General features: G+C 71.6%; 17 protein-coding genes. 7 read left to right on the top strand and 10 right to left on the bottom strand.

Annotated elements, in window-relative coordinates:
• Positions 1-12 precede the first annotated feature (12 nt).
• Positions 13-213 (bottom strand): hypothetical protein, encoded by a 201-nt coding sequence (locus tag EDF19_RS03380; RefSeq protein ID WP_123679484.1) that lies wholly within the window; start codon positions 211-213, stop codon positions 13-15.
• A gap of 93 nt (positions 214-306) precedes the next feature.
• A complete protein-coding gene (locus EDF19_RS03375) occupies positions 307-2,832 on the bottom strand; it encodes a LuxR C-terminal-related transcriptional regulator (protein ID WP_148071022.1) in 2,526 nt (841 codons plus the stop codon).
• A gap of 195 nt (positions 2,833-3,027) precedes the next feature.
• On the opposite strand from EDF19_RS03375, the gene EDF19_RS03370 reads away from it, so the two are divergent.
• The gene (locus tag EDF19_RS03370) at positions 3,028-3,951 is read left to right on the top strand and encodes a formylglycine-generating enzyme family protein (RefSeq protein WP_123679482.1); all 924 of its coding nucleotides are present in this window, start codon (positions 3,028-3,030) and stop codon (positions 3,949-3,951) included.
• A 39-nt stretch (positions 3,952-3,990) separates the two neighbouring features.
• On the opposite strand, the gene EDF19_RS03365 is transcribed toward EDF19_RS03370, so the two are convergent.
• The 4 genes from EDF19_RS03365 to EDF19_RS03350 form a co-directional block, all read right to left on the bottom strand.
• A complete protein-coding gene (locus tag EDF19_RS03365; RefSeq protein ID WP_123679481.1) occupies positions 3,991-5,613 on the bottom strand; it encodes a SulP family inorganic anion transporter in 1,623 nt (540 codons plus the stop codon).
• Position 5,614: 1 nt separating this feature from the next.
• Positions 5,615-8,005, bottom strand: a complete 2,391-nt coding sequence (locus tag EDF19_RS03360) for an arylsulfatase (RefSeq protein ID WP_311317091.1) — start codon at positions 8,003-8,005, stop codon at positions 5,615-5,617.
• Positions 8,006-8,096: 91 nt separating this feature from the next.
• Positions 8,097-9,173 carry an alpha/beta hydrolase gene (locus EDF19_RS03355; protein ID WP_123679480.1) on the bottom strand — a complete coding sequence of 359 codons (1,077 nt, stop codon included), beginning with the start codon at positions 9,171-9,173 and terminating at the stop codon, positions 8,097-8,099.
• Positions 9,160-9,984, bottom strand: a complete 825-nt coding sequence (locus tag EDF19_RS03350) for a mechanosensitive ion channel family protein (protein ID WP_123679479.1) — start codon at positions 9,982-9,984, stop codon at positions 9,160-9,162. The genes EDF19_RS03355 and EDF19_RS03350 overlap by 14 nt, the downstream gene beginning before the upstream one ends.
• A 141-nt stretch (positions 9,985-10,125) precedes the next feature.
• Here EDF19_RS03350 and EDF19_RS03345 point away from each other — a divergent pair, with 141 nt between their 5' ends.
• The 5 genes from EDF19_RS03345 (at position 10,126) to EDF19_RS03325 (ending at position 17,506) form a co-directional block, all read left to right on the top strand.
• Entirely contained in the window at positions 10,126-10,416 is a 291-nt protein-coding gene (locus tag EDF19_RS03345; protein WP_148071021.1) for a hypothetical protein, read from the top strand.
• An 80-nt stretch (positions 10,417-10,496) separates the two neighbouring features.
• The gene (locus EDF19_RS03340; RefSeq protein WP_123679477.1) at positions 10,497-11,348 is read left to right on the top strand and encodes a serine hydrolase; all 852 of its coding nucleotides are present in this window, start codon (positions 10,497-10,499) and stop codon (positions 11,346-11,348) included.
• 40 nt (positions 11,349-11,388) lie between these two features.
• Complete coding sequence (gene mtnN / locus EDF19_RS03335; protein WP_123679476.1) at positions 11,389-12,099, top strand: 5'-methylthioadenosine/S-adenosylhomocysteine nucleosidase; 711 nt, start codon at positions 11,389-11,391, stop codon at positions 12,097-12,099.
• Between the two features lie 207 nt (positions 12,100-12,306).
• Positions 12,307-14,265: a potassium transporter Kup gene (locus EDF19_RS03330; RefSeq protein ID WP_123679922.1), complete on the top strand. Its 1,959-nt coding sequence runs from the start codon at positions 12,307-12,309 to the stop codon at positions 14,263-14,265.
• Between the two features lie 244 nt (positions 14,266-14,509).
• A complete protein-coding gene (locus EDF19_RS03325) occupies positions 14,510-17,506 on the top strand; it encodes an IPT/TIG domain-containing protein (RefSeq protein ID WP_123679475.1) in 2,997 nt (998 codons plus the stop codon).
• A 322-nt stretch (positions 17,507-17,828) separates the two neighbouring features.
• Here the strand turns inward: EDF19_RS03325 and EDF19_RS03320 are convergent, their stop codons facing one another.
• The 4 genes from EDF19_RS03320 to EDF19_RS03305 all read right to left on the bottom strand — a co-directional run bounded on the left by EDF19_RS03320 (position 17,829) and on the right by EDF19_RS03305 (position 23,468).
• On the bottom strand, positions 17,829-20,237 hold the full coding sequence (locus EDF19_RS03320) for an excinuclease ABC subunit UvrA (RefSeq protein WP_123679474.1): 2,409 nt from the start codon (positions 20,235-20,237) through the stop codon (positions 17,829-17,831).
• 87 nt (positions 20,238-20,324) lie between these two features.
• The gene (locus EDF19_RS03315) at positions 20,325-21,005 is read right to left on the bottom strand and encodes a hypothetical protein (RefSeq protein WP_123679473.1); all 681 of its coding nucleotides are present in this window, start codon (positions 21,003-21,005) and stop codon (positions 20,325-20,327) included.
• 223 nt (positions 21,006-21,228) lie between these two features.
• Positions 21,229-22,083: an alpha/beta fold hydrolase gene (locus EDF19_RS03310; protein WP_123679472.1), complete on the bottom strand. Its 855-nt coding sequence runs from the start codon at positions 22,081-22,083 to the stop codon at positions 21,229-21,231.
• On the bottom strand, positions 22,083-23,468 hold the full coding sequence (locus tag EDF19_RS03305; protein WP_123679471.1) for an FAD-binding oxidoreductase: 1,386 nt from the start codon (positions 23,466-23,468) through the stop codon (positions 22,083-22,085). Before EDF19_RS03305 ends, EDF19_RS03310 begins: the two co-directional genes overlap by 1 nt.
• Before the next feature lie 140 nt (positions 23,469-23,608).
• Here EDF19_RS03305 and EDF19_RS03300 point away from each other — a divergent pair, with 140 nt between their 5' ends.
• Positions 23,609-24,562: a manganese catalase family protein gene (locus tag EDF19_RS03300; RefSeq protein WP_123679470.1), complete on the top strand. Its 954-nt coding sequence runs from the start codon at positions 23,609-23,611 to the stop codon at positions 24,560-24,562.
• Positions 24,563-24,646 lie beyond the last annotated feature (84 nt).

The following is a 24,646-nucleotide window of genomic DNA, read 5'->3' as shown; positions in this document are numbered from 1 at the left end:
TCGGCGTCGGCGTCAGCGCAGCTGCCGGAGCTCGGCGATGTCGAGGCCGAGGTCGGCCACCCGCGCCAGCAGAGCGTGCAACTGCGACTGGTCCTGCAGGGAGCCGACCAGCAGCGTCTCGGCTGGCCCGATCTGGACGAGGTCGAACTCCGGGAACGCAGCCTCGAGCGTGTCCGACAACGCGTAGGGGAGGCGGAGTTCGTAGCGGCTCATCGTCGGTCTCCTGCCGGTCGTGATGCTCCGATGATCTCCGGGATCACGCCGACGATGCTCCCCTGTTCCGGGTGAGATCGGGACGTGCAGAGGTCAGAGCAGCCCGCGTCGCCTGGCCGTGTTGACCGCGTCCGTCCGACCGGAGACCGCCAGCTTCGCGTAGATGCTCCGCAGGTGGGTCTTGATGGTGTTGACGCTGAGGTGGTGTTTGACCGCGATCTCCGCGACGGTCTGGTGCGCGGGGAGTTCCAGCAGGAGTTCTTGTTCCTTCGGCGTCAGGGGGACGCTCGTGTCCGGGGCCTCGGTGCCGACGCCCACGTGCTCGTGCTCGGCGAGCGCGATGACGTGGTCGGCGTACGGCTCGAGTGCCCCGTACGAGCCGCGGTGCGCGTAGACGAGCTGCGCTCCGGCACCACGGCAGGCGAGGAACTCCCGCGCGAAGCCGAACTCCTCGGCGGTCGCGAGCGCGGCCCGGATGCGATCGGTCGCCTCGGCGGCGTTGCCGAGCTCGTGGGCGTGCGTCGCGAGGGCCAGGTTCGCGTTCACGACGCTGACCCCGCTCCACGCCGTGCCGTTCTCCACCGCCGCGACCAACGCCTCGTGCGCGACGCGGTCGCCCCGGACGTTGGACACCGCACGCAGCGTGAGGGCCTCCATCGAGTCGGCCCCAAGCACGTCGGTGAGCAGACGCCGTACCTCGGCCGCCGCCGCGGGCCCGTGCAGCACCGCGGACCACCAGGAGAGTCGTGTGGCGATGGTGGCGACCATCCGCGCGTGGGCCGTCCCGTCGTAGCGGACGAGCCGGACGAGTCGGGCGAGCGGCTCACGGGGCGTCGGCGACGCGTCGATCGCCGCGAGCAAGAGGAGCGCTCGGACCGGGAAGAAGAGCCCGAGTTCGGCGCCGATCGGGTCGGAGACGTCGAGCCGGTGCAGTGAGGTGAAGGAGACGGGTTCGCACCGGAGGTACTTCCGCATCGTCGCGACGACCACCGCCCGCGCGGTTGCGCGGTTGTACGGCGGCGTCAGGTCGAGCTGGACCGCGCTCATCTGCTCCTCGAGCGTGCTGGCCGCGCGCCAGTCCCCGGCCCGGACGGCGAGCGAGGCCGCCGTGTCCACCGCGATCAGGAACACCCACGAGTAGCCGGCGCGGAGAGCAGCCGCCTGCACGGACCGGAGCAGTTCGTCGGCGTCCGCGTCGTGTCCGGCCACCACGAGGCACCACGCGACCGCTGCCCGCAGCACCAGCGCGTTGTCGAAGGACCCGGTGGGAGTGTCCCGCATGAACGCGCCGAGTTCGCGAAGCCGCGCCTCGGCGTCGGCCGGGTCGGTGATCATGAGCGCGCGGAGGGCGAGCACCACCGGCGTCCAGCGGCAGACGGCCTCGGCGGGCGCCTCGGTGATCAGCCCGTCGATCTGCTCGAGGCGCTCCTGGGCCCCGATCGGATCGGGGAACGCCGGCGCGTCCATGCTCAGGCGCACGACCGCGACCGCGAGGGTGTCGCGGTCAGGCGGCAGGATCCGGAGTGCGGTCGCGACCATCGCGCTCAGACCGCGCATGAGCAGCGCGCCGCCCGACCGTTCGATCTGCTCCGCGAGCACCGCCGGGTCACGGGAGAGGAGCGCCTGCTCGAACGCCAGGTCGTGGGCTCCCCGTGACTCGTACCACCGCGCTGCGGCGACGTGGTTCTGCACGGCGCTGCACTCGGCGCGGCGTCGGAACTCGGCGCGCATGTAGCTGGCGAGGATCGGGTGGAACCGGAAGCCGTCGAGGTCGTCGTCGACCTCGACGAGCGTGTTGCGGGCGCTCAGACGCTGCAGGACCGCACCGACGTCCTGGCGGTCGGTGAGCGCGATCGCGAGTGCGAGCGGCACCCGGGTCCCGACGGCTGCGCGCATCAGCACGTCCCGGTCGCAGTCGTCGAGCGCGTCCAGGATCCGGACCACGAGGTAGTCCGCGACCTGGTGGTGGTCACCGCCGAAGCGCGCGATCGCCGCCGGCCGGTCGTCCTGCGAGGCGAGGAAGGGCATCGCCAACGCGACGCCGGCCGCCCAACCCCCGGTGCGGTCGGTCAGCGCCTCCGCGTCCTGCACGGCGAGCACGAGGTCGAACCGCAGTGCGAGCGAGAGGGTCTCGGCGACGTCGAACGCGAGTTCCCGGCTCGGCACCTCGAACAGCCCGTCGGTGTTGTCGACGACCTCTGCGAAGCCGCTGGGCTCGAACCGTCCCGCGATGACCACACGGGTCCCCGGTGCGAGGACCTGCACCAAGCGGACGATGGGCGCGATCCCGGCACCGCCGGCGAGCCGCTCGACGTTGTCGATGAAGAGCAACTGGACCCGTTCCGGGTCCGTGACGCGGAGCTCCCCGTCGGTGAGGTCGCCCGCGTCGATGCTCTCGACGAGGTCGCCGTCCGCGCGGGCTGCGCAGGCCCACGACGACAGCACGGTGGTCTTCCCGGCACCTCCGGGCGCCCACAGCGTGAGCAGCCGGTGATCGGAATCCCGGAAGCGTCGGAACAGCTCGATGAGGCGGGCGCGATCGACACGATGACTGTGCACGTCCCTGACGACGTGCCGCAGTTCCTGGGTCCTGCTCCCGATCTGACGAATGGTTGACATGGTCTTGCCTTTCCCTGAAAAGGCCGAACCCTGCACACGATAGGGGCAGAAGGGGCGTTCTGCGAGGGTTTCTCGGCGCGCACGGGCGACGTCACCCGGAGTGGGTGAGGGGCCGACCGGGGCGACCGGTCACCGCGGGGCACCTCACCCGTGTCGGGTGATCCCACGGCGACGGGCCTGCCGCACCCTGCCTCCATGCGCACACGCACCTCGGCAGTGGAGCTCTCCGGCGGCACGTTCCTGATGGGGTCGGAGCGGTACTACGCCGACGAGGGACCGGTGCACGAGCGGACGGTCGGACCGCTGCGGCTCGGCACGCACCCGGTGACGAACACCGAGTTCGCCGAGTTCGTCGACGAGACCGACTGGGTGACGGTGGCGGAGCGGCCGCTGCCGGCCGACGAGTACCCAGCCCTGACCGACGACGAGCGTGCCGCCGGGTCGCTGGTGTTCCGCCCCACCGACGGCCCCGTCGACCTGTCCGACTGGCGTGCGTGGTGGGAGTGGACTCCCGGCGCGGACTGGCGGCACCCGCGCGGCCCCGGGTCCTCGGTCGACGATCTCGGGGACCACCCCGTGGTGCAGGTCTCGCACGAGGACGCCGCCGCGTACGCCCGGTGGGCCGGGGGCCGGCTGCCGAGCGAGGCGGAGTGGGAGTACGCCGCTCGACTCGGCGCGGACCCGACCTGGGCGTTCGCGTGGGGGGCCGAGGCGCGACCGGACGGTCGACTGATGGCGAACACCTGGCAGGGGGCGTTTCCGTACCGGAACGTCGGCGCCGAGGGGTGGGTGGGGACCTCGCCCGTCGGGTCGTTCCCGGCGAACCCGGCAGGCCTGGTCGACCTGATCGGGAACGTGTGGGAGTGGACGGACAGTGCCTACGACCCGCGGCACGACCCGAGCGCTGACGGCCCTGCGGACCACTGCGGCTGCGGCCCGTCGTCGAACGAGCACGGACAGTCGGCCCAGCACGGCACGGCTCCGATGCGTGTGCTGAAGGGTGGCTCCCACCTCTGCGCGCCCGAGTACTGCCTGCGCTACCGGCCGGCGGCCCGATCACCGCAGACGGACGACTCGGCCGCCACCCACATCGGCTTCCGCGTCGCCTGGGACGTCTGACCCGAGCCGAGGGACCCGCCCCGTCGGACCCGCGCTCCGTCAGGGCGTCCGCAGCCCCTCGTCGAGCGTCGACGACACCCGTCCCTGCTCGACGAGTCCCTGGAACCACTCCGTCCGGGCAGCGGTCGCCGTCGCCCGTGGGGGCAGCCCGGACAGCCGCAACACCACGCCGCGCTGCTGGAGCTCCCGGTCGAGGTCCGCGAGTCCGTCGAGCACCGTCACGGAGGTCTCGCGCATCTGCGTGAGGTCGAGCACCAGCACCGTCGCGTCCGGGGAACCCTCGGCCACGGCGATGACCGCTCGTTCGTACCCGAGGATGTTCGCCGTGTAGACGGCTCCCTCGACGCGTGCGCTGACGGTCTGTCCGCGGGACGGACCCGTGGTGAGCCGCACGCGTTGGAGCTCGCGGAGGATCAGGAAGAACGTGCCGAGTACGCCGACGAGCACCGCTGCGAGGAGCCCGGCGGTCAGGCCCACGGCCGCCGTCACCGTCGCCAGCCAGAAGTCCCGGCGACTGACCCTGGCCATCCGGCGGAGTTCGCCGATGTCGATCAGGCCGATGACCGCGGTCAGGACGAGCGCTGCGAGCGTGGCGGTCGGCATGAGCGCCAGGACCGGACCGAGCACGAGTGCGACGAGGACCGCCAGGGCCGCCGTGACGAGCGTGGAGACCTGCGACCGGGCGCCGGCGCGCTGGTTGACGGCGCTCTGCGAGAAGCCGCCGGCTGCCGGGAGGGTCCGGGTGACGGCGCCGGCGAGGTTCGCCACGGCCGTCGCGAAGAGCTCTCGGTCGCTGTCGATCTGCGCGTCGCCCTGCTGTCGGATGCCCCGTGCCACCGCCGCGGACTCGAGGAACGCCATCATCGCGATGCCGAAGGCACCCGGCAGGAGCGCCGGGACGAGTGCGAGGTCGGGCAGGACCGGGATCGGCAGCCCACTCGGGACCGGGGGGATGACCTCGACGCCCCGGTCGGGCAAGCCGAGCACGGCGGACGCGATGATCCCGCCTGCGACGACGATCAGCGGTGCCGGGACCTGCGGCAGCCAGCGCCGGAGACCGAACAGGACGGCCACCGAGACGACGGACAGCAGCACGGTCGCGGCGTGCGCGTGCGGGATCGCTTCGACGACGGCGAGCACGGATCGGATGAACCCCTTCCCGGTGGGGTCGTCCGTGAGCCCGAGGAGCTTCGGGAGCTGCCCGACGGCGACCGTGGCGCCGACGCCGATCTGCACGCCGACGAGGGTCGCCTTGTTGATGTTCTCGACGAGCGAGCCGAGCGACAGCAGCCGCGCGACGACGAGGATGAGACCGACCAGGAGTGTCAGCGTCGACAGGGCGTGGGGAGCGTCGTCCGCGGTCGCGGCGACGCCGGCCGACGCGAGTGTCGTCGCCGTCAGCGTGGCGATGGTGGAGGTCGTCGAGACGCTCATCGCCCGCGAGCCGCCGAGCAGCGCGTACACGACCATCGGGGCCATGCACGTGTAGAGCCCCACCTGCACGGGCAGGTTCGCGATCGTGGCGTACGCCATCGCCTGCGGGACCACGACGGCGCCTGCGCTGAGCCCGGCGATCACGTCGCGGCTGAGCCACCGTCGGTCGTAGCCGCGGAGCGTGGGGGCGAACCACGGCCGGTTCGCCCCCACCTTCGCGTCGGTCATGTCAGTCCCGCGAGAGCGCGGCCGCGAGGTGCGCTTCGAGGTCCACGTAGGCGTCGTCGGCGATGTCGAACACGACCTTGTGGATCGTGCCGTCGTGGAATGCGAACCGCTTGCCGGCGTACGCCTCGGTGACGGCGTCACCGCTGTCGTAGCCGATGCAGAGGCCCTCACCGCAGAGCGAGAAGTGGCCGAGGACCGTGCGGATCTGCATGTCGGCGACCTGCTCGTCGTCGATGAACAGCGCGAGTGGTCCCGTCGCCTCCCGGTGTTCGCCAGTGCCCTCCTTGGTGAAGGAGACGCCGACGAGGTGTCGGCCCGACGTCGGAGCCGGCGCGGACACGACGTTCTCGGGCGGGATGCCGAGGAAGTTGTAGACGTAGGTCAGCTGCCCGTCCTTGACGTAGAGGGCATGCCCACCGAAGCGCGAACCGTGCGCGAACACCACCCCCTCGGTGTCCGGGGTGAAGTCGATGTCGGCGATCACCTTGTAGGAGACGCCGTGCACGTTGGCAGCGGAGCGCTCCGGGACCTCGGTGGTGTCGGGGTAGTACGTGTACTGACCGCTCGGCGGGACCGGGACGTTGAACTCCATCTTGATGAAGGTCTCGAAGTCCTTCGGGTTGCCGATGATCTGCAGGTCGTTGAGGGGCAGGACCTTGTTCGCCTTCGCCTCCTCGAACCAGAGCGCCACGAGCTCCTCGACCTTGTCCGGGTGCTCGTCCGCGAGGTCGCGGGCTTCGGAGCGGTCGACGTCGGTGTGGAAGAGCTGCCACCGGTCGCCGTCGAAGCCGCTCGTGCCGGCCATCGGCCCGTGTTCGGCCACGGCCTTCCAGCCCTCGTGCCAGATGCCGCGGTTGCCGAGCATCTCGTAGTACTGCGTGTGCTTCTCGGTCGGCACCGATGCCGAGTCGAAGCTGTACCGCATCGACACCCCGGCGAGGGGTGCCTGCTCGACACCGTCGTACGTCTCCGGGAACGTCACCCCGCACGCGTCGAGGATCGTCGGCACGATGTCCGTCGAGTGGTGGTACTGGTTGCGCACCTCGCCGCGGGAGGCGATGCCGGCCGGCCACGAGATGACCAACGGGTCACAGACGCCGCCCTGGTAGGTGTACCGCTTGAACATCCGGTAGGGCGTGGAGAACGCCATGGCCCACCCGGTCGGGTAGTGGTTGTACGTGTCGGGGCTGCCGAGCTGGTCGACCTTCGTCAGGTTCTCGGCCAGGTCGTCCGGGTAGCCGCCGAAGATCTTGCCCTCGTTCACGGAGCCGTTCGGGCTGCCCTCGCCGGATGCCCCGTTGTCGGCGCAGTACATGATGATCGTGTTGTCGAGCTGGCCTGACTCCTCGAGGTAGTCGACGATGCGGCCGATCTGGGCGTCGGTGTACTCGGAGAATCCGGCGTAGACCTCGGCCATCCGGCTGAACATCGCCCGTTCTTCGGCGTCCAGCTCGGCCCACGGCCGGACTTCGTCGGTGGGGTTGAACGTGCCGGGGGTCATCGGGTTCACGTCGGTCAGTTCGGTGCCCTCGGGCAGGACACCGCGCTCGATCATCCGGGGGAGCACCCACTCGCGGTACGCCTCGTACCCGTCGTCGAACTGTCCCTTGTACTTGTCGATGTACTCCTGCGGGGCGTGGTGCGGCGCGTGGTTCGCACCGGGGCAGAACCACATGTACCAGGGCTTGTCCGGCTCGGTCTGCTTCGTGTCGCGGATCATCTTCAGCGCCTGGTCGGCGAGGTCCTTCGACAGGTGGTAGCCGTCCTCCGGCAGGGACGGCTGGTCGATGTAGTGGTTGTCCTCCGCGAGCGACGGGTACCAGTTGTTGGTCTCGCCGCCGATGAAGCCGTAGAACCGGTCGTAGCCCTGCGCGAGCGGCCAGTTCTTCCTCGACGACCCGGCCGTCCACTCGTCGATCGGGACGTTGTGGTTCTTGCCGACCCAGAACGTCGACCAGCCAGCGTCGCGCAGGACGTTCGCCATCGTCGCGTTCTCCGGGGGCAGGTGGGAGTTGTAGCCGGGGAACCCGGTCGACGACTCCGAGATCGTCGCGAACCCGTTGGCGTGGTGGTTCCGCCCGGTCAGGAACGTCGAGCGGGTCGGGGAGCAGAGCGCGGTCGTGTGCCACTGCGAGTAGGTGAGGCCGTTCGCGGCGAGTCGCTCCATCGTCGGCATCTGGATCCGGCCGCCGTACGGGGACCACGCGGCCTGGCCGGTGTCGTCGTAGAGCACGACGAGGACGTTCGGTGACCCCTGGGGTGCCTTCGACGGGATGAACGCGTCCCAGTCGGCGACGGAGTCACGGACGTCGAGCTCGATCTTCCCGGAGAACTGCTTGGCCATGGTCTGCTCCCGTTCGTTGGTCTGCGCGACGAGCATCGCCACGCGCACGCGCGGCGAGTACGCCCGAAACGGGTGAGATCGACCGACCCACCGACCCACCGACCCACCGACCGACCGACCGACCGACCGACGACCGACCTCAGTGCGCGAGCGGCACGGCTCGGGCCCACCGCCGGATCGCCACGTAGGCGTGCTCACGGACCGCGGGCTCGGAGAGCATCACGTCGTGCAGCGCTCCGGCGATGCGGACGACGGTCACGTCGTTCCCCAGCGAGAGCGAGCGGTGGGCCACGGCGTCGACGTTCAGCGCCACGTCGGCGTGGGCCATCGCCTCGGTCCAACGGGGACCGAGGGCACTGTGGGTGCTGAGCAGCACCAGGACGGGGATGCGCAGGTGGAGTCCCTGCGCGACGGTGTCCTGCCCGGCGAACACGGCGGCGAGCCAGCCGGGGTGGACGGGGAACCCGCGGACGGGTCGCCAGTGCTGGTCGTACGTCCACGACCCCTCGGCATCACTCGACACGGTCCGCGTGTAGAAGCCCGGGTCCACGACCGGCATCGGCGCGAGCGGGTTGTGCTTCGCGCCGAGCCGGATGAGGGGCGCGAGCACCTCGCGACCGAACTTCGTTGCCTGGAACTCGAGCCACGGGCTGTTCAGGATCAGCCCGTCGACCCGGTCCGGGTGGCGAGCCGCCCAGAGCGCGAGGGTCAGGCCGCCGGTCGAGTGGCCGAGGAGGAACAGCCGACGACGAGCGTGCCCGCCGTCGCCCTGCCGGATCGCGACGAGCGCGGCTTCGAGGTCGGCGTCGTACGCGGTGAGGTCGTCCACGTACCCGGGCGTCTGACCGGGCAGCAGGCTCCGGCCGTACTTGCGGAGGTCCACGGCGAAGAACCGCGCGCCGAGCCGCTCGACGTGTTCGGCGAACTCCCGTTGGAAGAAGTAGTCCGACCAGCCGTGCACGTACACGACGTCGGACCCGGCGAGCGGACGGTGGTCGGTCCGTGGCGCGAGGCCGCTCGACCACGACCTCGGGGGTCGGTGCGTGGCGGTCCGCCGGACCATCGTGGCGACGACCGGCCCCTCGTCGTCCTCGCCGAGCGGCAGGGTGAGCGCCTCGTAGTCCCGGCCGAGCACGTCGGGCCGCCAGGCGTCGGCCGCCCGGCCCGGACCCGGACCAGGACCAGCCCGTCCCGGGCCCGCCTCAGTCGACCGCATCGACCAACGCGGTCAGGAACCGCGGCGCGTCCGAGGACACGGAGCAGGTCAGGCCGGCTCCGGCGAGCGACGCGGCCACGGCCCGGACGACGGCGGACCGCGCCACCTCGCGGTCGTCGTAGGGCGACCAGAACCGGACGCTGACGTCCGCCCACGCCGGGGTGAGCGTGTGCAGGAAGACCTCGGGGTCGGTGGCGGCACGGTCGGGGACCGAGGCCACGGCGTCGAGCACGGCCGGGCAGACGACGTCGAGGTCCGCTGCGCCGTGGATGCGCGCCCGGACCTCGCTGCGGACGGCCCCGGACTCGCTGACGTTCCAGAGCGGGTACTCCAGCAGCATCGTGTTGGGGATGCGGATCGTCTTGCCCTCGGAGGTCCTGAGCAGGACCGAGCGCCCGGTCATCTCGACGATCCGTCCCGCGACGCCCTCGACCTCGATGGAGTCGCCGATCCGGACGGGGTGCCGGGCCTGGATCACGAACCCTGCGCCGAAGTTGGCCGCGATGCCGCGCAGGGCGAGGAACGCGACGACACCGACGATGATGACCGCGGCGAGCACCGGCTGGAGCGGCGCGCCGAGGACGGTGAGCACGATCCCGACCGTCAGGAGCAGGACGGCGTACCGCACGAGGCGCGCAGTGGTGTTGGTGACGTTCGGTCCGAGGCCGCTCCACTTCGACAGGGCGGCGACCACCCCTCGTCGCGCCCACCCCGAGGCGACCCACCCGCAGACGAGCACGACGGCCGCGAGGACCACGTCCCACGCGCCGAAGGACGAGTTCTTCAGCAGGCTGCTCAGGAACTCCTGCATCGCGCCTCCGTCCCGTCCCGCCGAATGCTCTCCGACGCGCCACCGCCGCGCCTCGCCCAGGGTGGATGAGAATCCGGCCAGCCACGAGGTCACCCGATCCGGATGGGGAAGGCGACCGTGCACACGGCGAAGATCACCCCCATGACGAACGTCGACCGGGACCGCCACACCACGAGGGCATCCCTCGCCTCCCTGCAGCGCGACGTGCTCGCGCGGGCCCACGCCGCTGCCGACTCGGGCGATGCCGCCGCGGTGCTGCGCGCCGCGGCCACCATCGACCGGCAGGACGACGGCACGCTCCGGCCGGTGTTCTGGGGCGTCTGCTTCCGGGTGATGGCCCACGCCCTCCGCGGGAGCGACCCGGAGGACGCGATCGTCGTCGTCGAGTCGGTGATGCACACGCACCCGCACCGCTGCCACCGGCACTGGTGAGGCCGCGGGCCGCAAGCGCCCCGTCCGCGAGCACGCGCCCCCTCCGCGAGCAAGCGCTCCGTCCGCGAGATGATGGGGGCGTGAGCTCCGCGCAGACGATCCTCGACGCCGTCGTCCGGCACATCGACGAGACCGGCTTCACCGCGCACGGCATGCACGTCAGCACCGGCAGCAGCGGCAGGGACGTCGCCGAGCACCACTGGACCCCGGACCTCCGCCGCGAGGTCCACTCGGCCGCGAAGGGCATCTGCGTCCTCGCCACCGGGATCGCCGCCGACGACGGCCTGGTCGACGTCGACGAGCCGATCCGCGAGGACGGCGTCACCCTCCGCCACCTGCTCACCATGACCAGCGGCATCGACATGCCCTGGTCGGCGACGGAGCTGACGGACTGGCCGGACCTCGCGACCGAGTTCCTCCGCCGCCCCTCGCGCGGCCGCGTCTTCCAGTACGCCAACGCGAGCACGTACACGGCGATGCGCGTCCTCGAGACCCGGGTCGGCGACGTCGGCGCGTTCGTCTCACGCCGACTGTTCGACCCGCTCGGCATCGAGGACGTCGACTGGCAGCGCTGTCCGAACGGGTACGTCGCCGCCGGCGAGGGCATCGCGCTCCGCACCGAGGAGCTCGCCCGGATCGGCCGGTTGATCGAGGACCGCGGCGTGTCCGGCGGACGGCGCATCGTCAGCGGCCGGTGGTGCGACGCGATGCACACCGACTGGTTCGAGCGCGAGGGCACCGGTCCCGGGTACCACCGCTACGCGATGGCCGGGTGGGGTGGCCCAGGCCGGATCTGGCGACTGCACGGCGCGTACGGCCAGATGCTGCTCTTCGACGAGGGCGGGACCGTCGTGACGATCACCGCCGACGACCACTTCGGCGCGGACGCACTCGCCGCCTTCGTCGCCGACGAGCTGGACCGGCAGCGGTAGCTGGCGGTCGCTGCCCCTCCTGCCGTGCGAGGATCGATCAGTGCAGCACCAAGCCCCCGTCGCGATCATCATCGCGGCCATGAGCGAAGAGGTGTCGGCCATCGCCGACCTCTTCGGCGGTGTGCCGATCCTCGACGGCCCGGTCGGTGGCCACGACCCGCACCAGCTGTTCGACATCGGCGGTGCCGTCGTCGCGGTCCGCCGCAGCGGCATCGGGTTCACGAACGCGACGGCCGCCGTCGCGCACGGCTTCCACGACTTCGGACCGGGCATCCCCGTGATCAGCGTCGGGACCGCCGGCGGGCTCATGCACGGCATCGACATCGGGGACGTCGTCGTCGGTGACCGGTACGTCAACCTCAACGCGGACGCCACCGCGTTCGGCTACGCCCTCGGCCAGGTGCCCGGGATGCCCACCGGGTACGCGCCCGACCCCCGGCTGGTCGCGCTCGCGACGGCCGCCGACACGGGCTACCGCATGCGGTCCGCGACCATCGGTTCGAGCGAGGTCTTCGTCACCGAGGGCCGCGCCCGTGCACTCCGGGTGGCCTTCCCCGAGGTGGCCGCGGTCGACATGGAATCCGCTGCCGTCGCACAGTTCGCGCACGTGCACGACATGCCGTTCGTGTCCGTCCGGTGCATCAGCGACCTGTGCGCACCCGACGGTGCGGAGTTCCGCGAGCACCTGGACGGCGCCGCGGCGCGCGCCGCACGCGTGGTCCACGACCTGGTGCTCGGACTGCGTCCCTGACCTGCCCGACGCACGCCGGGCAGTCTTCCGCACCCACCACCGGACGGGAGGCACGGTGCGGGCCCGCCCCGCGCCTCCAGGCCGACGGATGCGCACGCCGAGAGCCGCACAGCGCACGCATGTGCGCCAGCTGCGAGCGCACCCCGCGAGCGGTGCGATGATGAGCGGCGGCCGTCGCCCGGACGGCCGGAGACGGAAGTGCCGAGCGTGACCGAGACCCGCTCCCAGACCCCGACGGAGCCCACGGCCGAGACCACCGACGACGGCGGCCACGGCCCACGCAAGAGCGTCGCCGTCCTCGCCCTCGCGGCCCTCGGCGTCGTGTTCGGCGACATCGGCACCAGCCCGTTGTACGCGCTCCGGACGGTGTTCACCATCGACGACGGCCTGGTGAAGGCGAACCAGGAGGACGTCTACGGCGTCATCTCGATGATGTTCTGGAGCATCACGATCATCGTCTCGATCAAGTACGTCCTCGTGCTGATGCGGGCCGACAACGACGGCGAGGGCGGGGTGATGGCGCTCGCCGCCCTGGCCCGCCGGCTCTACGCGAAGCGACGCGGCGGCGCGGTGATCTTCCTCGTCATCGGGATCGTCGGCGTCTCGCTGTTCTACGGCGACTCGGTGATCACGCCGGCGGTGTCGGTGCTGTCCGCGGTCGAGGGGCTCGGGACCGCAGCACCGTCCGTCGGGCACCTGGTCGTCCCGATCGCCGCGGTGATCCTCGTGCTGCTGTTCGCGGCGCAGCGGTTCGGCACGGGCAAGGTGGGCAACCTGTTCGGCCCGGTGATGCTGCTCTGGTTCGTCGTGATCGCCGCGGCGGGGGTGCCGCACATCCTCGCGCACCCCGGCGTCCTGCAGGGGCTCTCGCCGACGTGGGCGATCGCGTTCACGTTCGCGCACCCGTACATCACCTTCGTCGCGATGGGCGCGGTGGTCCTGGTGATCACCGGCGCGGAGGCCCTGTACGCGGACATGGGCCACTTCGGGCGGTCCCCGATCCTCCGCGCGTGGTTCTTCGTCGTGTTCCCGGCGCTCGTCCTGAACTACCTCGGGCAGGCGTCGCTGGTGCTGCGCGACCCGTCGGCCGCGAAGGACCCGTTCTTCCTGCTGTTCCCGGACGCGCTGCGCATCCCGGTGGTGGTGCTCGCGACGATCGCGACGGTGATCGCGAGCCAGGCCGTCATCTCCGGGGCGTTCTCGCTCACCCGGCAGGCGGTGCAGCTCGGGCTGCTGCCGCCGCTGACGATCCGGCAGACCTCGCGGCAGGAGAGCGGGCAGATCTACCTGCCGGCGGTGAACCTGCTGCTCTTCATCGGTGTGCTCGCGATCATGCTGGCGTTCCGCTCGTCGGCGAACCTGGCGACCGCGTACGGGGTGTCCGTCACCGGCGCGCTCGTCGTCGACACCCTCCTGCTGCTGCTCGTCGTGCGCCCGCTCTGGAACTGGAAGCCGTGGAAGCTCGTGGTCGCGGCGGTGGCGTTCGGTGGCCTCGAGCTGACCTTCCTCGCCGGCAACCTGTCGAAGATCGTCCACGGCGGGTGGGTGCCGCTCCTCATCGCCCTCGCGGTGATCACGCTCATGACGACGTGGCGCCGCGGCCGTGCCCTCGTGCAGGAGGAACGCAAGGAGCGCGAGGGGTCCCTGGCCGAGTTCATCGACCGGATCAACCACGACCACGTCGCCCGGGTCCCCGGGGTCGCGGTGTTCCCGCACCCGAACAAGGAGACCACCCCGCTGGCGCTCCGCGCGAACGTCGAGCACAACCACGTGGTGCACCGGACCGTCCTCATCGTGTCCGTCCTCACCGCGAACGTGCCGCACGTGCCGCACGCGCGGGCGTTCCACCGGGACGACCTCGGCTACGAGGACGACGGCATCGACCACATCACCGTGAAGTTCGGCTTCTCGGACGACCAGGACCTGCCGAGGGCGCTGCACGCCGCGTGCCTGGCGGAGATCCTCGACATCGACCCGGAGGAGATGCTCCGCGCGTCGTACTTCATCTCCCGCGGCGCACTCCGACCGATGCCCGGCAACCGGGGCATGATCGCCTGGCGGAAGAAGCTCTTCGTCGGTCTCGCGCACAACGCCGCCGATCCCGCGGCCCGGTTCGGACTGCCGCCGCACCGCACCGTGACGATGGGCAGCGACGTCGAGATCTGATCGATCCCGGCGTCCGCACGGCGCACACCCCCGTTCGGGGGCGCTGGTCTTGTGTGCCCCTTCAGGGTTACGCTCACCGGAACAGCACTCGAGCTGCAGGCAGCATCACCAACTGCCGAACCAGCACCAGGATCAGGAGCAAAGCCACATGAGGCTTGGAGTACTCGAGCGCGCCCGGAAAGACCCAGGGGCGCCCACATCCACCCGATGGTCAGGCAGAACACAGGGCATCGCGGTCGTCACCGTGGCCCTCCTCGGCGCCGGTGGCAGCATCCTCGCCGCCGCTCCCGCGATGGCCGCACCGGCCGCGTCCACCGGGCAGGGGCGCTTCATCAGCGGCTCCGCGCTCGGGTTGAACCTCGACGACATCCTCACCGTCACCCCGGCGGACGCGGTCAACACCGGCGGCGCGGCGGTCACCGACGTCCACCCGCTGGACGTCACCGCCCTCAACGCGGTCAACGTCGACCTCGGCGGGGGACTCAACCTCCTCGGCCAGAACGGCATCCTCACCCTCGGGGCCGTCAACCAGTACGCCGCCGCGAACGCCGACGGCAGCTCCGTCGCCGCGTCCGGTGCGGTCACGAACACCGGTGGCATCGGCGTCGGCGGGCAGGACGGTGTGCCGCAGGCGAACGCGACGCTCGACCTGTCCGGCCTCATCGGCACCGACCTGGCGGGTGCGCTCGCGAACGCCCAGCTCGAGGTCGGTGCCGTCTCGGCGACCGCTGCCCAGGCAGCCGGGCCGGACGGCGCGCAGACCGGTGACTACGGTGTCGCCGGTCTCGACCTGAGCCTGACGAGCCCCGCGCTCGGCACCACGGTCACCGGACTCCGCACGACGCTCGGCACGCTCCAGCCGACCGTGGACAACCTGCAGAACCTGCTCGCGGTGCTCGGTCCGCTGGTCCAGGTCGAGGGCATCCCCAACCTGGTCACGGTGCTCGACTCCGCGACCGACGTCACGAGCGCCGACGGGTCGATCACCGCGAACCTGCAGACCGGTGCGATCACGATCGACGTGGCCGCCGTGCTCACCAACGCCGGTCTCGACCTGAACGACCTGGCTCCGAACACCGAGCTGCTGCCGTACATCACGAACGCGCTCACGACGCAGCTCCTGCCGGCGGTCACCGCCGCGCTGCAGGGCGTCGTGACGCAGCTCACCACGTCGCTGCAGGGCCTCACGGTCACGCTGCTCGGCGTCCCCGTCCCGGTCGGGCAGGTCCTGCCGATCGTGAACCCGGTGCTCGCCCAGGTCGTCGCTCCGATCAACGACGTCATCAGCGGCCTCGGTGCCACCGTCGTCACGCCCCTCGCCGGTGCCCTCACCGACGTGGTCTCGCTGCAGGGCAACGTGCAGGAGACCAGCGGCGACGGCGTCTTCACCCAGCGCGCCCTCCGCGTCGGGCTCCTGCCGAACGCGGCCACCCCGGCCGCCGTCGTCAACCTCGCCTCCGCCGCGGTCGGCCCGAACGCCGGTCCGCTCGCGGTCCCGACGCTCACGACGCTCGACCCCAACAACGGTCCGACGACCGGCGGGACCTCGGTCACCGTCACGGGGACCGGCTTCACCGAGGACGCCACGGTGTCCGTCGACGGGTCCGACCCGATCGAGCCCGACTCCGTCTCGGACGACGGCACGTCGCTGACGTTCACCACCCCGGCCCACGCCGCCGGTGAGGTCGACGTCACGGTCACCACGCCCGCCGGCACGTCCGACCCGCTCGGCTTCACCTACACGCCCGTCGCGGCTGCCCCGACGATCGACTCGCTCGACCCCGACAGCGGCCCCGTCGCCGGCGGCACGGTCGTGACGGTCACCGGCACCGGGTTCGCCGAGGACGCCACGGTGTCCGTCGACGGTTCCGACCCCATCGAGCCGGACAGCATCTCGGACGACGGCACGTCGCTGACGTTCACGACCCCGGCCCACGACGCCGGTGACGTCGACGTCACGGTCACCACCGACGCCGGGACCTCGGACCCGCTGCTCTTCGAGTACGTCGAGGCGGCGGCCGTCGCCCCGACGCTCACCGCCCTGGACCCGGACAACGGCCCGGTCGGCGGCGGCACGGTCGTCACGGTCACGGGGACCGGGTTCACCGAGGACGCCACGGTGTCCGTCGACGGTTCCGACCCGATCACGCCCGACAGCATCTCGGACGACGGCACGTCGCTGACGTTCACGACCCCGGCGCACGTCGCCGGTGCCGTCGACGTCACGGTCACGACCGACTCCGGGGTCTCCGACCCGCTGACGTACACGTACAACCCGGCTCCTGCTGGGGCGCCGACGCTGACGGCGCTGGACCCCGACAACGGTCCGGTCGCGGGTGGCACGGTCGTCACGGTCACCGGGACCGGGTTCACCGACGACTCGACGGTGTCGGTCGACGGTTCCGACCCGATCACGCCGGACAGCGTCTCGGACGACGGCACGTCGCTGACGTTCACGACGCCGGCGCACGCCGCCGGTGACGTCCCCGTGACGGTGACCAACGGCGCCGGTACCTCCGAGCCCCTGACCTACACCTACGTCGCAGCTCCGGCCGCGGTCCCGACGCTCACGGCGCTCGACCCCGACCACGGTCCGGCTGCTGGTGGCACGGTCGTGACGGTCACGGGCACCGGGTTCACCGACGACTCGACGGTGTCGGTCGACGGTTCCGACCCGATCACGCCGGACAGCACCTCGGCGGACGGCACGACGCTGACCTTCACGACGCCGGCGCACGCCGCGGGTGTCGTCGAGGTCACGGTGACGACGGCGGCCGGCACGTCCGACCCGCTGTCCTACACGTACGACCCCGCCGCGACGACCGAGCCCCCGGTGATCACCTCGCCGGAGGACGGTGGCACCGTCACGACGCCCAACCCGCCGATCTCCGGCACCGGCGAGCCCGGCGCGACGGTCATCGTCCACGTCGGCACCGTCGTCGTGTGCACCGCGGTGGTCGCCGCGAACGGCACCTGGACCTGCACGCCGATCGCGGCGTTCGGGCCCGGCACGGTGACGATCACGGCGACGCAGACCGGTGAGGACGGCGAGTCCGCCGCGTCCGACCCGGTGACCTTCACGGTCGTGCTCGCCACCGGAGCCGGCAGCAACGGTGGGTCGACCCCCACCGGGACGCTCGCCTACACCGGTGCGGACGCCGCGCCGATGATCGCGATGGCGCTCCTGCTCCTGTTCGCCGGGATCGGGGTGACGGTGGCGCGCCGCATGCGCCGCAGCTAGCACCCACGGTCAGCAGCGCCCGGCAGGAGCGATCCTGCCGGGCGTTGCTGCGTGCTCTGGACGTGCGCATCCGTCGGCTTGGAGGCGCGGGGCGGGCCCGCACCGTGCCTCCAGGCCGGTGGTCGGCGCGTTCAGTGCCCCAGCTGCGTGGGTCTGTCCGCGCGCATCATCCGACAGAACACGAGTCGATCGACGCGTGGATCGTCGGAACATGCACACGCACCGGATGCGTGGTCATGCAGCGACAGAACACGAGTCGATCGACGCGTGGATCGTCGGAACATGCACACGCACGGGCGTCGGCACCGGGCGTTCGGCGCGTTCAGTGACCCAGCTGCGCGCGCAGGTAGGGCGCGGTCCGGCTCGTGGTCGAGGCGGCGACCTGCTGCGGCGTGCCCGACGCGACGACCCGGCCACCGTCGTCGCCACCCGACGGGCCCATGTCGATGACGTGGTCGGCGCTCGCGACGACGTCCATGGCGTGCTCCACGACGACGACCGTGTTGCCGGCGTCGGTCAGGCGCGACAGCTGGGCGGTCAGCAGTTCCACGTCGGCAGGGTGCAGACCGGTCGTCGGCTCGTCGAGCAGGTAGAGCGTGTGCCCGGTCCGTGCCCGCTGCAGCTCGGTGGCGAGCTTGATGCGCTGCGCCTCGCCGCCGGACAGCTCGGGGGCGGGCTGCCCGAGGCGGAGGTAGCCGAGGCCGACCTCGCGCAGGGTCTCGAGCCCGCGGGACGCCGCGGGCAGCGACGCCAGGAAGGGGGCGGCCTCGTCGACGGTCATCGCGAGGACGTCCGCGATCGACGCGCCGTCCCACCGCACCTCGAGCGTCTCGGCCGTGTACCGGGAGCCGTGGCACTCCGGGCACGGCGCCCAGCTGCCCGGCAGGAAGAGGAGCTCGACGGACACGGAGCCCTCGCCCTGGCAGACCTCGCACCGACCGCCGGCGACGTTGAAGGAGAACCGGCCGGCGGTCCAGCCGCGTGCCCGTGCGTCGTCGGTGGCGGCGAAGGCGGCGCGCACCGCGTCGAAGAGTCCGGTGTACGTCGCGAGGTTCGACCGCGGGGTCCGGCCGATCGGCTTCTGGTCGACCTGCACGACGCGGTCGACCAGGGCGTGCTCCGTCGCGACCGCGGGCAGGACACCGCCGACGAGCGAGGACTTGCCGGAGCCGCTCACGCCCGTGACCGCGGTCAGGACGCCGAGCGGCAGGTCGACGTCGAGCCCCCGCAGGTTGTGCAGGGTGACGTCGCGGAGCTCGAGCGTGCCGACGGGGGTGCGCACCGCACGCGTCTCGCCGCCGTCCGTCCGCGGCTGCAGGAACCGCCGGGTGACGGACGACTCGACGTCGGCCAGGCCGTCGACCGGACCGCTGTAGAGCACGGTGCCGCCGCCCGAGCCCGCCCCCGGGCCGACGTCGACGATCCAGTCCGCCTGCCGGACGATGCCCATGTCGTGCTCGACGACGAAGACGCTGTTGCCACCGGCTCGCAGGTCGTCGAGGACCTCGACCAGCGACTCGGTGTCCGCCGGGTGCAGTCCGGCGCTCGGCTCGTCGAGCACGTAGACGACACCGAACAGCCCGGAGCGCAGCTGCGTCGCGATCCGCAGGCGCTGCGTCTCGCCCGGTGAGAGCGTCGGCGTGGCACGGTCGAGCGCCAGGTACCCGAGGCCGAGCCCGACCAGGACCTCGACGCGGGTGAGCAGGTCGCGGGAGATCGCGACGGCCACCTCGGTGTGCTCACCGGACGACGCCCGGCTCGTCGCCGCCGACGCGTCCGTGATGGACGCGATCGGACGGAGCACGTCGGCCAGTGCGGTCAGGGGGAGCCCGTTCAGGTCGGCGATCGAGTGACCACCGACGGTGACGGCGAGCGCGGCCCGAGTCAGTCCGGTGCCGCGGCAGAGGCCGCAGGGGCCGGACTCGACGAACCGCAGGACCTTGGTGCGCTGCGTCTCGCTCTGGGAGTCGGCGAGGGTGTGCAGCACGAACTGCCGCGCACTCCAGAACCGTCCCTTGTAGGGCTTCGCCACGCGGTCCCGCTTCGGGTGCACCTGGACGACGGGCTGCTCCTCGGTGAACAGGAGCCAGTCGCGGTCCTGCTGCGGGAGCTCACGCCACGGCCGGTCGATGTCGTAGCCGAGGACCGCCGTGACGTCACGGAGGTTCTTGCCCTGCCAGGCGCCGGGCCACGCGGTGATCGCACCGTCGCGGATGCTCAACGACGGGTCGTGCACGGCGGAGCCCTCGGTGACCTCGTGCGCCGTGCCGAGGCCGTGACACCGCGGGCACGCGCCGGCGACGGTGTTCGGCGAGAACGAGTCCGACTCGAGCCGTTCGGCACCGGCGGGGTAGGTGCCCGCGCGCGAGAAGAGCATGCGCATCGAGTTCGACAGGGTGGTCAGGGTGCCGACGGTGGAGCGGCTGCTCGGTGCGCCGCGCCGTTGCTGCAGCGCGACGGCCGGCGGCAGCCCGGTGATCGAGTCGACGTGCGGGGTGGACCCCTGCGCGATGAGCCGACGGGCGTACGGGGCGACGGATTCGAGGAAGCGACGCTGTGCCTCGGCGAACACCGTGCCGAAGGCCAGCGAGGACTTGCCGGAGCCGGAGACGCCGGTGAACGCGACGATGCGGTTGCGGGGGACGTCGACGTCGACGCCGCGGAGGTTGTTCTCGCGGGCACCCCGGACGCGGATGAAGTCGTCGGGGCCGGGCGAGCGGGGAGCGGGCATCTGCTCGATGGTAGGCGGGTGGTGCTGGGTGCGCGCGTGCAGGAGGGCCGCCCCGTTGCCGGGACGGCCCTCTTGGTGGTGCGGGTGTTACTTGATCTGCGCCGTGATGGTGGCGGTGCCGACGAGCAGGCCGCGCTTGACGGCGTCGGTGCCGAAGGTCTTGTTCAGCAGGCCGGCAGCGTCCTCGGACACGTGCACGGTGGTGCCGGTCAGGATCGCGTTGTCACCCTCGAGCTGGAGGGGCTTGAGGGAACCGCCCCAGAGCTCGAACAGGTACGCGTTCGACGCGGCGACCTTGCCGTTGACCAGGACGTCACCGTAGAGCTTGGACGAGCCCGGGTTCACGACGAAGTTCTCCAGCGTCACCGTGGTGTCGCCGGCCTTCAGGGTCAGACCCGAGTCGTCGTGGTTCAGCAGGCCCTGCACGTACGGGCGGTAGTTGCCGTCCGGCGACCAGTACGTGACCGACCCGGCGGTGATCGGGAACGACACCGAACCGTCCGCGAGGGTCGCGTCGCCGGAGACACCCGGGGTGAGCTTCAGGGCGGTGAGGGCGTCGGTGAAGCCGGAGTCGAGCTTCACGGCGGTCGAGCCACCGAGGACCTCGGGCACCGAAGCGACCGGCGCGGGGATCTTCGACGAGGACGACGACACGGTGTGCACCGTCGGGGTGGAGGCCTGCGCGGCGGAGACGCCGAACGCGGCGCCACCGAGCACCAGGGCACCGGTCGTGGCGAGGGTGATGGAGGTCTTCAGGCTCTTGCGCATGATTCTTCAGTCCTTTGCTGTGTCGCGCTCGGCGCGGCTGCTGTGTGCGCGCCGAACACACCCTGATGCAGGGTGGAGAACCAGCTACGTGCGGCTGGTGAGCGCCCCGGGTGTTTCCCGGTTGTGAATGGCATTCGGCGCCCTCGCCGAGATCGATGGGTCCGGTTCTGCGCCGTTACCGCTCTGTGACCTTCGGTGTCCTGCCGGTGCGCGGGCCGTCGGGTCAGAGTGACGCGACGAAGGCGAGCAGTGCCTGGTTGAAGACGTCCGGCTGGTCGAGGTTCGTGGAGTGCCCGGCGTCGTCGATCACGAGGACCGATCCGTGCGGGTTCTCGCCGACCGCTGCCTGCGCGTGCGTGCACGGCCAGAGCTGGCTGTCCCTGCCGGCCACCATGGTGAACGGCACGTCGAGGCGCGCGATGACGTCACGCCAGTCCTGCAGTCCGTGGTCGCGGAGCAGTCGCACGGTCTCCGGTGCGTTCGGCTGCCGGACGTCCGGCAGGCCGCCGAGCCGCTCGACGAGTCGCATCACGCCCGGGTTGGCCGGGTCGACCCGGGCGCCGCGACCGGTGTCCGGGATGCCGTGGTCGAAGAACGTCCCGCTGTTCGACGGGTCCATGCCGTAGAAGCCGTGCGCCCAGTCGTCGGTGTTGACGAGCTTCGGCGTCTGGTCGATCGTCAGCACACCGGCGATCCGGTCGGTGCCGAACAGGTCGAGCGTCGCCCAGATCGTGCTCGCACCCATCGACTGCCCGACCAGGACGACGTCGTGGAGGTCGAGCGTCACCAGCAGCTCGTGCAGGTCGGCGCCGTGTCGCGCGATCCGCTGCCCGAACAGCACGTCCTCGCTGGCACCGTGCGAGCGGCGGTCGAACGCGACCACCCGGTACCCGGCGTCGGTGAGTGCGTCCTCCTGGAGCGCCCAGCCGGTCGCCGGCATGGCGTAGCCCGCGACGAGGACGACGGTGCGCCGGGCGGTGTCGCGGCCGCCGTCGTCGCCGTCGCTCGTGTCCGCTCGCGTGTCCGTGTAGGCCAGGGTCGCTCCGTCGGAGGACTCGAAGGTGCCGCTGGTGGCCATCAGAAGGCCTTGCCGGGGTTGAGCGTGCCGGCCGGGTCGAGCGCGTCCTTCACCGAGCGGTGCATCGCGATCACGCGGTCGCCGAGCTCCGCGCGGAGCCCGGGCAGCTTGAGGAGCCCGACCCCGTGCTCACCGGTCACCGTGCCGCCGAGCGCCAGACAGTCGGCGACGATCGCGTCGAACGCCGTCTTCGCACGGGCCTTGGCGGCGTCGTCGCCCTCGGGCGCGATGATCAGCGGGTGCAGGTTGCCGTCGCCAGCATGGGCGATGTTGGCGATCGTGACGTCGTTCGCGTCGGCCGTCGCCTGGATGCGCCGCAGCATCTCCGGGACCGCGCTCCGCGGGACGCAGATGTCCTCGGTGAGCACCGGCCCGAGCCGCTCGAGTGCCGGGTAGGCCAGGCGCCGGGCCTGGAACAGCCGGTCGATGTCGTCCGGGTCGGTCGCGCGCTCGACGTCTGTCCCACCGGCGGCAGCGAAGACCTCGGCGACCTGGTCGGCGATCTCGTCGCCGGCGGCACCGCGCTCGTCGACCCGTGCGAGCAGGAGCGTGTCGACCTCGGACGGCAGCCCGAGGTGCATCCAGTCGTCCACGGCGCGAAGGCAGGTGCGGTCGACGATCTCGAGCGCCGCGGGGATGATCCCGGCGCGGGAGATCGCGGCGACCGCGTCCCCGGCGGCGCTCAACGAGGGGAAGTACCCGATCACGGCCCGTTCGTCGCGTCCGGCCAGGGGGAGCAGCTTCACGGTGACGCTCGTCACGATGCCGAGCGTGCCCTCCGACCCGACCATGAGGCCGGCGAGGTCGTACCCCGCGACGCCCTTCGCCGTGCGGCGGCCGAGCTCCACCACCGAGCCGTCCGCGAGCACGACGGTCGTGCCGAGGACGTAGTCGCGGGTCACCCCGTACTTGACGCAGCAGATGCCACCGGCGTTCGTGGCGACGTTGCCGCCGATCGTCGAGATCGCCGAGCTCGCGGGGTCCGGCGGGTACCAGAGGCCGTGCTCGGCGACGGCGGCGCGGAGCGCGTCGTTGATGACGCCGGGCTGGGCGACGGCGTAGCGCTCGTCGGTGTTGACCTCGAGGACCGCGTCCATCAGTTCCAGTGACAGCACCACGCAGCCGGGCACGGCGTTGGCGCCACCGGACAGACCCGTGCCGGCGCCGCGGGGGACGACCCGCACTCCGGCGGCCGCTGCCCACCGCACGGTGGCCACGACGTCGTCGGTGCTGCGCGCCAGGACCACCGCGAGCGGTGCGGAGTGGTCGGCCCACTCCGCGTCGTCGTGGCTGTAGCGCTCGAGCGAGGCCGGGTCGCGGAGGACCTGGCCCACCCCCAGCAGGTCGTCGAGGGCGGAGGTGTCGACGTCGGAGCTGACGGTCATCGGGTGGGGGTCCTTCCGGGGCGCGGCGGTGCAGCGCGCTCGACGATACCGCGCTGTGCGGACGACCCGTGTCGGCTGCCAGGCGCCCAGGACGACTGTGAGGCACGCGGCGGATCCGTCGCGTCGAGCAAGGAGGCTCCATGTACTTCCACGCACAGACCTGGATCAACGAGATCGCCGACGGCGAGCCCGACCCGGCAGCCGCCAACGCCCTGCAGGAGGGGCTCGGCGGGCAGTTCGGCGAGATGCGCACGATGATGCAGTACCTCTTCCAGGCGATGAACTTCCGCGGACCGGCGGCGAAGCCGTACCGCGATCTCATCCAGGGCGTCGGGACCGAGGAGATCAGCCACGTCGAACTCATCGGCACGACGATCTCGCGCCTGCTCGACGGCTCGCCCGAGTACAGCGGCAAGCTCACCGACCCCCTCGACACCCCGGGCGCGAAGGGTGCGACGCCACTGAGCATCGCGCTCGACACCAGCAACATCCACCATTACCTGGTCGGGGCTCAGGGTGCTCTGCCCGTCGACTCCGCCGGCAACCCGTGGAGCGGCAGCTACGTCTACAACTCCGGCAACCTGCCCCTCGACCTGCTCTACAACCTGATGCTCGAGTCCACCGGCCGCCTGCAGAAGTGCCGGATCTACGAGATGACGGACAACCCCACGGCCCGCAGCACCATCGCGTACCTGATCGTCCGCGACCAGGCACACGAGAACGCGTACGCCAAGGCGCTCGAGACCCTCGGTGTCGACTGGAAGACGCTGCTGCCGATCCCGAAGACCAACGCCGAGCGGTTCCCGGAGGTCAAGGAGCTCGTCGACCTCGGGCTGCAGAGTAAGCAGTACAGCTTCGACCTCGACGGTGCGTCCGAGGCCGGCAAGATCTTCCGTGGCGCATCGCCGTCGAAGGACGGGACCGACCTGTCCGCGACGGAGCAGGCCCCCGTCGGGTCGCCGTCGTTCATCGCTCCGGAGCGACTCGAGGAGTTCGCGCCGGGACTCGACGCCGACCTGCTCGCGCTCATCCAGCAGACCGCGGAACTCGAGCTCGACGTGGCGGAGACGCCGCTCTACGGGCCGGTGGCCTGACCTCGGCTCGGCTGGGCTCGGCTCGGCTGGGCTCGGCTGGGCTCGGCTGGGCTCGGCTCGGCTCGGCTCGGCCCGGCTCGGCGG

The organism is Curtobacterium sp. PhB115, assembly GCF_003752025.1.
Taxonomy (GTDB): Bacteria; Actinomycetota; Actinomycetes; order Actinomycetales; family Microbacteriaceae; genus Curtobacterium.
This window is presented reverse-complemented; position numbering and strand designations above follow the sequence as displayed.

Excerpts from the sequence above, each read along its gene's own strand:
- EDF19_RS03380 (WP_123679484.1), bottom strand. The coding sequence starts at position 213 with ATGAGCCGCTACGAACTCCGCCTCCCCTACGCGTTGTCGGACACGCTC.
- EDF19_RS03300 (WP_123679470.1), top strand. The coding sequence starts at position 23,609 with ATGTACTTCCACGCACAGACCTGGATCAACGAGATCGCCGACGGCGAG.
- EDF19_RS03315 (WP_123679473.1), bottom strand. The coding sequence starts at position 21,005 with ATGCGCAAGAGCCTGAAGACCTCCATCACCCTCGCCACGACCGGTGCC.
- EDF19_RS03310 (WP_123679472.1), bottom strand. The coding sequence starts at position 22,083 with ATGGCCACCAGCGGCACCTTCGAGTCCTCCGACGGAGCGACCCTGGCC.
- EDF19_RS03320 (WP_123679474.1), bottom strand. The coding sequence starts at position 20,237 with ATGCCCGCTCCCCGCTCGCCCGGCCCCGACGACTTCATCCGCGTCCGG.
- EDF19_RS03355 (WP_123679480.1), bottom strand. The coding sequence starts at position 9,173 with ATGCGGTCGACTGAGGCGGGCCCGGGACGGGCTGGTCCTGGTCCGGGT.
- EDF19_RS03345 (WP_148071021.1), top strand. The coding sequence starts at position 10,126 with ATGACGAACGTCGACCGGGACCGCCACACCACGAGGGCATCCCTCGCC.
- EDF19_RS03375 (WP_148071022.1), bottom strand. The coding sequence starts at position 2,832 with ATGTCAACCATTCGTCAGATCGGGAGCAGGACCCAGGAACTGCGGCAC.
- EDF19_RS03305 (WP_123679471.1), bottom strand. The coding sequence starts at position 23,468 with ATGACCGTCAGCTCCGACGTCGACACCTCCGCCCTCGACGACCTGCTG.
- EDF19_RS03370 (WP_123679482.1), top strand. The coding sequence starts at position 3,028 with ATGCGCACACGCACCTCGGCAGTGGAGCTCTCCGGCGGCACGTTCCTG.
- EDF19_RS03365 (WP_123679481.1), bottom strand. The coding sequence starts at position 5,613 with ATGACCGACGCGAAGGTGGGGGCGAACCGGCCGTGGTTCGCCCCCACG.
- EDF19_RS03350 (WP_123679479.1), bottom strand. The coding sequence starts at position 9,984 with ATGCAGGAGTTCCTGAGCAGCCTGCTGAAGAACTCGTCCTTCGGCGCG.